The organism is Thermodesulfobacteriota bacterium (assembly GCA_040758155.1).
Taxonomy (GTDB): domain Bacteria; phylum Desulfobacterota; class Deferrimicrobia; order Deferrimicrobiales; family Deferrimicrobiaceae; genus UBA2219.
The window spans coordinates 1-7,411 of the sequence record JBFLWB010000109.1; the positions used below are offsets into that span (position 1 = coordinate 1).

At 64.2% G+C, this 7,411-nt stretch carries 10 protein-coding genes; all 10 read right to left on the bottom strand.

What is annotated here, in order from left to right:
- Nucleotides 1-952: CpaF family protein (locus AB1346_06920; GenBank protein MEW6720162.1), on the bottom strand; the 952-nt coding region annotated here is incomplete at its 3' end.
- 12 nt (nt 953-964) lie between these two features.
- On the bottom strand, nt 965-2,161 hold the full coding sequence (locus AB1346_06925; protein MEW6720163.1) for a pilus assembly protein N-terminal domain-containing protein: 1,197 nt from the start codon (nt 2,159-2,161) through the stop codon (nt 965-967).
- Nucleotides 2,158-2,925 (bottom strand): Flp pilus assembly protein CpaB, encoded by a 768-nt coding sequence (gene cpaB, locus AB1346_06930; GenBank protein MEW6720164.1) that lies wholly within the window; start codon nt 2,923-2,925, stop codon nt 2,158-2,160. The genes AB1346_06925 and cpaB overlap by 4 nt, the downstream gene beginning before the upstream one ends.
- A 4-nt stretch (nt 2,926-2,929) precedes the next feature.
- On the bottom strand, nt 2,930-3,499 hold the full coding sequence (locus AB1346_06935; GenBank protein MEW6720165.1) for a hypothetical protein: 570 nt from the start codon (nt 3,497-3,499) through the stop codon (nt 2,930-2,932).
- Nucleotides 3,496-3,690, bottom strand: a complete 195-nt coding sequence (locus AB1346_06940) for a hypothetical protein (protein MEW6720166.1) — start codon at nt 3,688-3,690, stop codon at nt 3,496-3,498. Before AB1346_06940 ends, AB1346_06935 begins: the two co-directional genes overlap by 4 nt.
- 278 nt (nt 3,691-3,968) lie before the next feature.
- Complete coding sequence (locus tag AB1346_06945; GenBank protein MEW6720167.1) at nt 3,969-4,886, bottom strand: hypothetical protein; 918 nt, start codon at nt 4,884-4,886, stop codon at nt 3,969-3,971.
- Complete coding sequence (locus tag AB1346_06950) at nt 4,883-5,326, bottom strand: hypothetical protein (protein ID MEW6720168.1); 444 nt, start codon at nt 5,324-5,326, stop codon at nt 4,883-4,885. The genes AB1346_06945 and AB1346_06950 overlap by 4 nt, the downstream gene beginning before the upstream one ends.
- A 13-nt stretch (nt 5,327-5,339) precedes the next feature.
- On the bottom strand, nt 5,340-5,585 hold the full coding sequence (locus AB1346_06955; protein MEW6720169.1) for a hypothetical protein: 246 nt from the start codon (nt 5,583-5,585) through the stop codon (nt 5,340-5,342).
- 161 nt (nt 5,586-5,746) lie between these two features.
- Nucleotides 5,747-7,123, bottom strand: coding sequence for a sigma 54-interacting transcriptional regulator (locus AB1346_06960; protein ID MEW6720170.1), 1,377 nt, complete (start codon nt 7,121-7,123; stop codon nt 5,747-5,749).
- Between the two features lie 52 nt (nt 7,124-7,175).
- Nucleotides 7,176-7,411 (bottom strand): hypothetical protein (locus AB1346_06965; GenBank protein MEW6720171.1); only part of this gene is annotated, 236 nt, incomplete at its 5' end.

Genomic DNA, 7,411 nt, shown 5'->3' on the forward strand with positions numbered 1-7,411 from the left:
CCATCGTTTCGAGCCTGCGAAGCATGTCCCTCGGGGTGTTGGCGTGACCCGTCGTAATGGAGCCGTCGTGTCCCGTGTTCATCGCCTGCAGCATGTCGAGCGCCTCTCCACCCCGGCACTCCCCGACGATGATTCGGTCGGGACGCATCCGGAGGGAGTTCCGCACGAGGTCCCGGATCGTCACCGCTCCGCCCCCCTCGATGTTCGGCGGCCTGGATTCCAGCCGGACGACATGGGGCTTCTGGAGGCGGAGCTCGGCGGAATCCTCTATGGTGACGATCCGCTCCTCTTCCGGGACGACGCCGGACAGCGCGTTCAATAGAGTGGTCTTGCCGGAGCCGGTGCCGCCGGAAACGATGATGTTCCTCCTCTGCCGGACCGCGTTGCGGAGGTATTCGGACGATTCCTGCGTCAGGGAGCCGATCGTCACGAGTTCGTCGAGGGAAAACGCCTCTTTCCGAAACTTCCGGATCGTCAGGCAGGCGCCGGTCAGGCTGACCGGCGGGATGATCGCGTTGATCCTCGATCCGTCCGGAAGACGCGCGTCCACGTAAGGAGAGGATTCGTCGAGGCGACGGTTCACCCTCGAAACCATCCGGTCGATGGCGATCCTCAGGGAATCCTCGGAAAGGAACGTCTTGTCGTGGGGGACGAGCTTTCCCTCGCGCTCCACGTAAATGGAGTCCCCGCCGTTCACCATGATTTCGGTGATCGACGGATCGTCCAGGAGGGAAGTGATCGGCCCGTAGGAGAAGATCTCGTCCAGGATCTCCCTCCGGAGGAATTCCTTTTCCGCAGGCGCAAGGGTTCCCCCGGACATCTCCTGCTGCAGGATCTCTTCCGCGCGGCGTTTGCACCTATCGATGTCCTCGGTCAACGCCAGTCCCGTCTTGCGGGCGTCGAGCCGGGACAGCACGGCCTGATGCAGCCTGATCCGGATGGACCGGTCCATGATCTTTCCTCCTCAATCCAGCAGTCGGAATCGCACGGCATCCCTCTGCATGGCGGATTTCTTTTCCCATTCCGCGACTTCCGGAGCGGACCCTCCCGCAACTTCCTTCGGAGTGATGAAGATTGCCAGCTCCGTCAGGTTTTCCCGGAAGCTTCTCGATTTGAACAGCTCGCCGAGGACCGGGATCTGCCCCAGCAGCGGCACCTTCGAGATGTCCTTCGCCATCTCGTTCTTGACCAGCCCGGAAAGCATCACGGTTTCACCCGGAGATGTGGAGAAGTGCGTGGATACACGGCGGGTAAGAAAGGCGGGGACATCGGCGCTTCCGCTGGCATGATCCACCGAGCTGACCTCCGCGGTCACGCTCGTCCGGATCTTTCCTTCCGGGGCCATGGTCGGGTGGATCTTCAGGATGATCCCGTACGTTTTCCACTCCACCTTGCGTGTTTCGGGGGTGATGATCACGATCGGGATCTCTCCGCCGGCGAGGAACGACGCTTCCTCTCCGCTTTCGCACGCCAGACGGGGGTTCGTGAGGATCCGTGCCTTCCCGTGCGCCAGGAGAAGGTTCAGGCTCGCGTCGAATTCGGTTCCCAGGGAGACCGTCTTGCCGGAACCCGAAGACGTGGCGAAGGTGGTCTTGAACGGGATGGATTCCGGCCACTGGACGCCCAGCTTCGCGGATTCCCCCCTGCCGATCTCGATGATCTTCAGGTCGTAGTCGAGCAGCGTCTTTTTCTCCTCCGGGAGAGACACCTGGAGGTGGATCCCCGGACGCGACCGGGCGAAATCCTCAAGCACCCTTTTTTCCCGGGAAGTGGCGACTGTTCCGCCGACGATCACGGCGCCCCCGGCCTCGGTTACGGTCAGACCGGGGAAGGATCCGGCAAACTGCCGGATTTCCTCCGCCCAGCTGTTTTTCCTCGATCCGACCTCGACCCGCCACTCCTTCCGGATCCCCTTTTCCCAGAGGACCAGATCGGTTTCCCCTTCCTTTTTCCCGACAAGGAGGATCCCATCGCCCTTCGGCAACGGCTGGGCCTCGATGATCTCCGGGTTCCCCACAGAAAGCCGGGAAACCCCCTTTCGGTCGAGGATCTTCTGGAAACCGGGCAGGAGCCGGACGAACTCCTCCCCGCGGGATTCCCGGTGTGCGGGAAAAGGGAGGAATGCAAGGGCGAAAGCCAGCGCAAGGAGGATCTTTTTCATGACGGAGATCCTGACGGAGATCCGACCTGGGGAACCGGCGTGAGAATCCGGATGCCGCCTTTCCATACCTCAACGGGGGAGACCCCCGTGTTACTCCGACGACGGTCCCGGACCACCGCGCCGTTGTCGGCCGGGTTCCTGAGGAACCAGTGCAGCTTGCCGGACGCCGACGCCCTGGCGATGCCGATCCCTTCCCCGGGAGTGACCATCAGGGTGACCGTTTCCGCCTCCGCCGCATCGGCCTGGCCGGCCAGGCGGTTTGTGTGTCGGTCCACGGAGATCACGGGGATGTCCGGTATCCACGAAGGGACCCGGGAATCCTGCGCCTCCGCGAGAAGGTCCACCCGGTCCCCGGGACGCAGCATCCCGGAGAAGGACGAGGCCGTATCGACGGTGACCGTCAGCGCCCTTCTTCCGACGGATACCAGGCTCGAGAACGCATCCGTCTCGTACGGTTCCTCGACGTCCGTCCACAATACGGGCTCGCCGGGATCGATCGGGTACTTCGCCTTTGCGCCGATGAGAAGCTCGAAATCCTTTGCCGGGACATTCCGTTTCCCCACGCCGGAGGCCGGGACCGGTTTCTTCGCGATGGTCTCCCGCGAGAATTCCGTTCCGGCGGCGATCGGGACCGCCGCGACGACGATTTCCACAGGGTGCGCCTGCCGGCGGATGGAGGATTCCACCGCGGAGATCCTCTTTCCCGCCGCCGCGAGCGCAATGCCGGTCAGGAGGATCCCGGCGGCGAGCGGGAGCATCTCCATCGCCTTACCTTTCCAATTTGCGGAACAGAAGGAAGCGGCCTTCTTTTTCATCCAGGAATACAACGGCGCTCTCCTTTCCACGGAGCTGGCGGAACATACGGGCGCGTCCGTCGGTTTCTGCGGGGGAAAGGGGGCTCCATCCCTCGGTTTCCAGGCGGGCGGCAGCTGTCCTTCCCCGCGATTCCAGCGTTCCGAACGCGAGATCGACGGAATGGCGCTCCCCGGAAAGCCGGAGCGAATGCTCCGCCATCAATCCTCCGGGAAGTTTCGGCGAGCCGGCGGGACGGGTGTCCGACGGGACAGCGTGCTTTCCGGAAAACAACGGCCTCAAGGCGGGGCGGTCCTCGGGAACGTCGAATCCTTCCGGAGGCTTCATGCCGAGTTTTTCCAGCTCCCTTCGCAGGAGGGTAGAATCGTTCGAGAAGATTTCGCCGACGAGGAACCCCTTCCCATCGATTCTGAATTTGTTCGTGGAGGAGAATTCCGCTTTCCGGGCGTCGCCGCTTCCCGCCGCGACGATGCATACGGCCAGCGCGACGGAGGCAATCGAACAACGCAACAGGATTCTTTTCATCGAAGCGCTCCTGCCAGCACTACGGCCTGGACGGTCCGGCGGATGGTCGATCCCGATTTCGTCCCTTTTCCCCAGCAATCGACCGCCCCTTCCGCTTCGCGCCGGATTACGTGAAACGGAAGGTCGATGAATCCTCCCACCTGCTCCCTCTCCACCGAAACGGCGGCCGATGCGACGGTTCGTCCCGACATGCCTCCAAAGGGCGGTATCGCCCCTCCAAAGGAACGGTTTTCCCCAAGGAGTTGAACGTGGCTCCCGACGGGATAAACCGTCCTTGCCAGGTCGTCTCCGACCGGAGAAAGGTCCCTCCCGGTCCGGAGCATCTGCGCGTGGGCGGCCGATTCCGCGGAGCCGGAAAGTTCCAGATTCCGGTAAGCCCAGTAACCGCCCGCCAGGAGGATGAGCAGAAGAGGCAGCATAAAAACAGTTTCCAGGGCGGATTGACCCGAGGGAGCCCTGTGCCGTGAAATCATCTGGTTTCCCTTTCCGAAAGACGGGATCTCCATGTCATCTCGGCGGAGCCGCCGCCGTACGGTTCGGCCGTCGCTTCCGCAAACACCGGGTCTTTCCGGGTCTCCCCGAGGAAGGGGATCGGCAGGACGGGCGCATTCATGGTTCCGGCGAACCGGACGTACTGCCGTTCCGTGAAATCCTTTTCGGGAACCAGCATCCGGATCGGTCCCTTCGAGTCCTGGAAGATGAAGCCAAGCGCGGCGTCCAGGAGGGAGGTCACGCTCTTCACGGCGGAATGGGCGAAACGGATCTTCCGCAGGCGGTTCAACACGGACGATACCGGCGCGATGGCGTCCACCAGGTGCACCGGTGGCCCGGGTTCCAGGTGCAGCTCGAGCGTGTTCCGGCCGTCATGGGCGCCGCGCGGATTCACGGGAAAGAGGACTCCGGCGACGTTCCGTTTCTTCGCGAGCGCGGCGGTTTCCCCGAGGATAAGGTAAGGGGCGGCATCCCGGATCTTGATGCTCCACGCGACCAGTTGATGGGCCGTTTTCCAGCAGTTCCGGATCAATTCCCGTGCGTACCGGCTGTATTCGAGGAAGGCCGGCACCCCCACCCCGAAAGCGGCGGCGACCGCCAAGGCGGCCCAGACCACGCAGGTATACCGGATCACCCGCATGCATTGAGTGACGCCGTCGTTCAGAGCGGCGATCATGTTCAGGGACCGGGCTTCCCATGTGGCCGCGTTCAGGGCGACGGCGTCCGCGGCGTTCGCGCAGGAAACCCGGGCGACCGCGACGTTGTTCAGGGTGATCGACGCCAGGACCAGTGTCAGCAGCGTTCCGGCGACCACCAGGAACAGGACCGTCGCCTGGCCGCCGTTTCCCGAACGGATCCGGATCGCCTGCCTTGAGAAGTAGCGGATCATCGTCATTCCACCGTCACCCAGCGTTCGGACTGCATCATCAGGTAGTACCTGTTCCCCAGCCGGATCATCCGGCCGGGGGACAGGGAATACAGAAGCCGGTCGACCCACGGCACGATCAGCTCCACGCCGTGGGTCAGGCGGACGCAGAGCGGCTCACCCGGAAACGTATGATCGGTCCGCCGATCTTCCTTCCCCGCAATTTCAAGGCGGGTCATCGCCACGGAGGCCAGCGAACCTCCGGGGCGGTTCTGACAGTTCCGGTACGCTTCGAGAAAAGCGGCCTGCCTGGCCTCATGGAAGTCGATCCGGGCCGTCCTGGCGAATTTCCTGGCCGCGAGGTGCGCCGCTGCGTCCACGGCGCCTTTTCCCATCCAGAGCAGGGAGAGCTGGATGATCGACATCAGGAAGAGCGTCAGCGGGATGACCGCCACCAGTAAACCGGTCATGGCCGATCCCCGTTCACTTCGAGCCGGCATAGTTGGACAGGTCTTTCTGGTTCGCTTCCTTCTCCGCCTTGTCCGCGAGCGATTCGACTTTCTTGTCTACGCTGCCGGACATCGCCGTCACGATGGTATGGAACTGGTTCCTGAGCTGGTTGCCGAAGATGTTGACGATCCCGATCGCGGCGATCGCCACGAGGGCGGTGATGATGATATACTCCGTCAGTCCCTGCCCCCTGCGGTTTCTCCCGGTCGTCCGTTTCATTGCCCGCCTCCTTCTTGAGTTTGGTGACCGGGTACGGAGCAATACCGGTGCCGCGGAAAACGTGGGGAGGCAAGCGGAAAAAGGAATCGGATCGAACGGTTAGCGGGATGGATCCGAAGGATTGAAAGAGAGGGTGACCGGAAACCGAACCAACGGTCCGGTTACCGGTCTGACTCCTGGGCGTTGATCCCGAACTTCTTGAGCTTCTCGAACAGCGTGGACTTGGCGATTCCCAGCGACCGCGCCGTGCGGGTCTTGTTCCCGCCCTGGCGGGCCAACTCCGCAAGGATATTGGTGCGCTCGGCCTGCTCCCAGCGGGTAAGCCCATCGGGCGCGCCGTCGGCGGAGGCGTCCGCAGCGCCGTCTCGCAGGAAGGCGAAGTCACCCGCGCGCAGCTCCGCCCCTTCCCCCATGACCACCGCCCGCTGGATCGCGTTGCGCAGCTCCCGCACGTTGCCGGGCCAGTCGTGGGAGATGAGGGCGTCGAGCGCCTCGGGGGAGAGCGACGGCATGGGGCGGGGCGAACGCGCGCCCAGCGCGGTAAGGAAATGCCGGGCGAGGGCGGCGATGTCCTCCCTCCGCTCGCGCAGCGGCGGCACCGCGACGGTGATGGCGCCCACGCGGAAATAGAGGTCCTCCCGGAACTCCTTCTTCGCCACCTCGGCTTTGAGGTTGCGGTTGGTCGCTGCAAGCACCCGGGCATCGGCCGAGAGCGTCTCGTTCCCGCCGACCCGCTTGATCTCCCGCTGCTCCAGAGCGCGCAGCAGCTTCGGCTGGAGGGAGTAGGGGAGCTCCCCGATCTCGTCGAGGAAGATGGTGCCGTTGTGGGCCAGTTCGAAGGCGCCTTTCCGCTGCGACGTCGCGCCGGTGAACGCCCCCTTCTCGTGGCCGAACAGCTCGCTCTCGATCAGCTCGGGGGAGATCGCCCCGCAGTTGACGACGATGAAGGGGCGGTCGGCGCGGTCGGAGGCGTCGTGCAGCCCGCGAGCGACGAGCTCCTTCCCGCTGCCGGTCTCCCCCTCGATGAGGACCGCCGCATCGGACGCACCCACCCGGCGCACCGTCTCGATCAGCTTCCGGATGGGGGAGCTGCCTCCGACGAGGCCGAAGGGGGCGTCGACGGGCGTATGGGAAACGGGGGGACGGCCGGAGGCGGAGGGCGGCGCGGAAACGGGAAGGGCGGCGATGGGGCCCGGGGCGACGGTGGGCTCCTCGCATAAGGAGGAGGAGGCATCCGGCCTCAAGAAATGGATCCGGTACGGACCGATCTGGAAGGTGTGCCCGTCGTCCAGCGGGAGCTGCGTCACCGGCTTGCCGTCCACGTGCGTGCCGTTGCGGCTCCCCAGGTCGGCGAGGAAATACCGGTTCCCGACGCGGTAGATCCGCGCGTGGAGCCGGGAGACGGAGCGGTCGGGAAGCTGCAGGTCGGCTTCGGGACCCCGGCCGATGCGGACCTCCTTCAGCCCGAGCCGGACTTCCACCGTCATTCCGTCGGTGATGGATACGGACAATCTCGCTCCCGGATCGGCCTGGATCATCGCTCCCTCCCGAATGGGTCTTCTCTCATTAGCAAGGGGGATGCCGGGCGCCTTAAGGGGCGATTCCTTTCTCAAGATAGATGACCCATTCGATGTCCAACAGTTTGGGAATACCGGAAACCGGGCCGGAGAGGACCATGTTCGGGCCTCCCCGCTCGAGGATCCTGAAGCCCGCCGCCTCGACCTGCTTTTCCTCCGTCTCCTTCGGCACGGACCGGAAGCGGGCCAGGACCGGGACCTCCTTGCCCTCGGCGCCCTTGCCGAACCGGTCGAGCATCGGGAACTCCA

Excerpts from the sequence above, each read along its gene's own strand:
- AB1346_06960 (MEW6720170.1), bottom strand. The coding sequence starts at position 7,123 with ATGATCCAGGCCGATCCGGGAGCGAGATTGTCCGTATCCATCACCGAC.
- AB1346_06925 (MEW6720163.1), bottom strand. The coding sequence starts at position 2,161 with ATGAAAAAGATCCTCCTTGCGCTGGCTTTCGCCCTTGCATTCCTCCCT.
- cpaB (MEW6720164.1), bottom strand. The coding sequence starts at position 2,925 with ATGGAGATGCTCCCGCTCGCCGCCGGGATCCTCCTGACCGGCATTGCG.
- AB1346_06940 (MEW6720166.1), bottom strand. The coding sequence starts at position 3,690 with ATGTCGGGACGAACCGTCGCATCGGCCGCCGTTTCGGTGGAGAGGGAG.
- AB1346_06955 (MEW6720169.1), bottom strand. The coding sequence starts at position 5,585 with ATGAAACGGACGACCGGGAGAAACCGCAGGGGGCAGGGACTGACGGAG.
- AB1346_06935 (MEW6720165.1), bottom strand. The coding sequence starts at position 3,499 with ATGAAAAGAATCCTGTTGCGTTGTTCGATTGCCTCCGTCGCGCTGGCC.
- AB1346_06945 (MEW6720167.1), bottom strand. The coding sequence starts at position 4,886 with ATGACGATGATCCGCTACTTCTCAAGGCAGGCGATCCGGATCCGTTCG.
- AB1346_06950 (MEW6720168.1), bottom strand. The coding sequence starts at position 5,326 with ATGACCGGTTTACTGGTGGCGGTCATCCCGCTGACGCTCTTCCTGATG.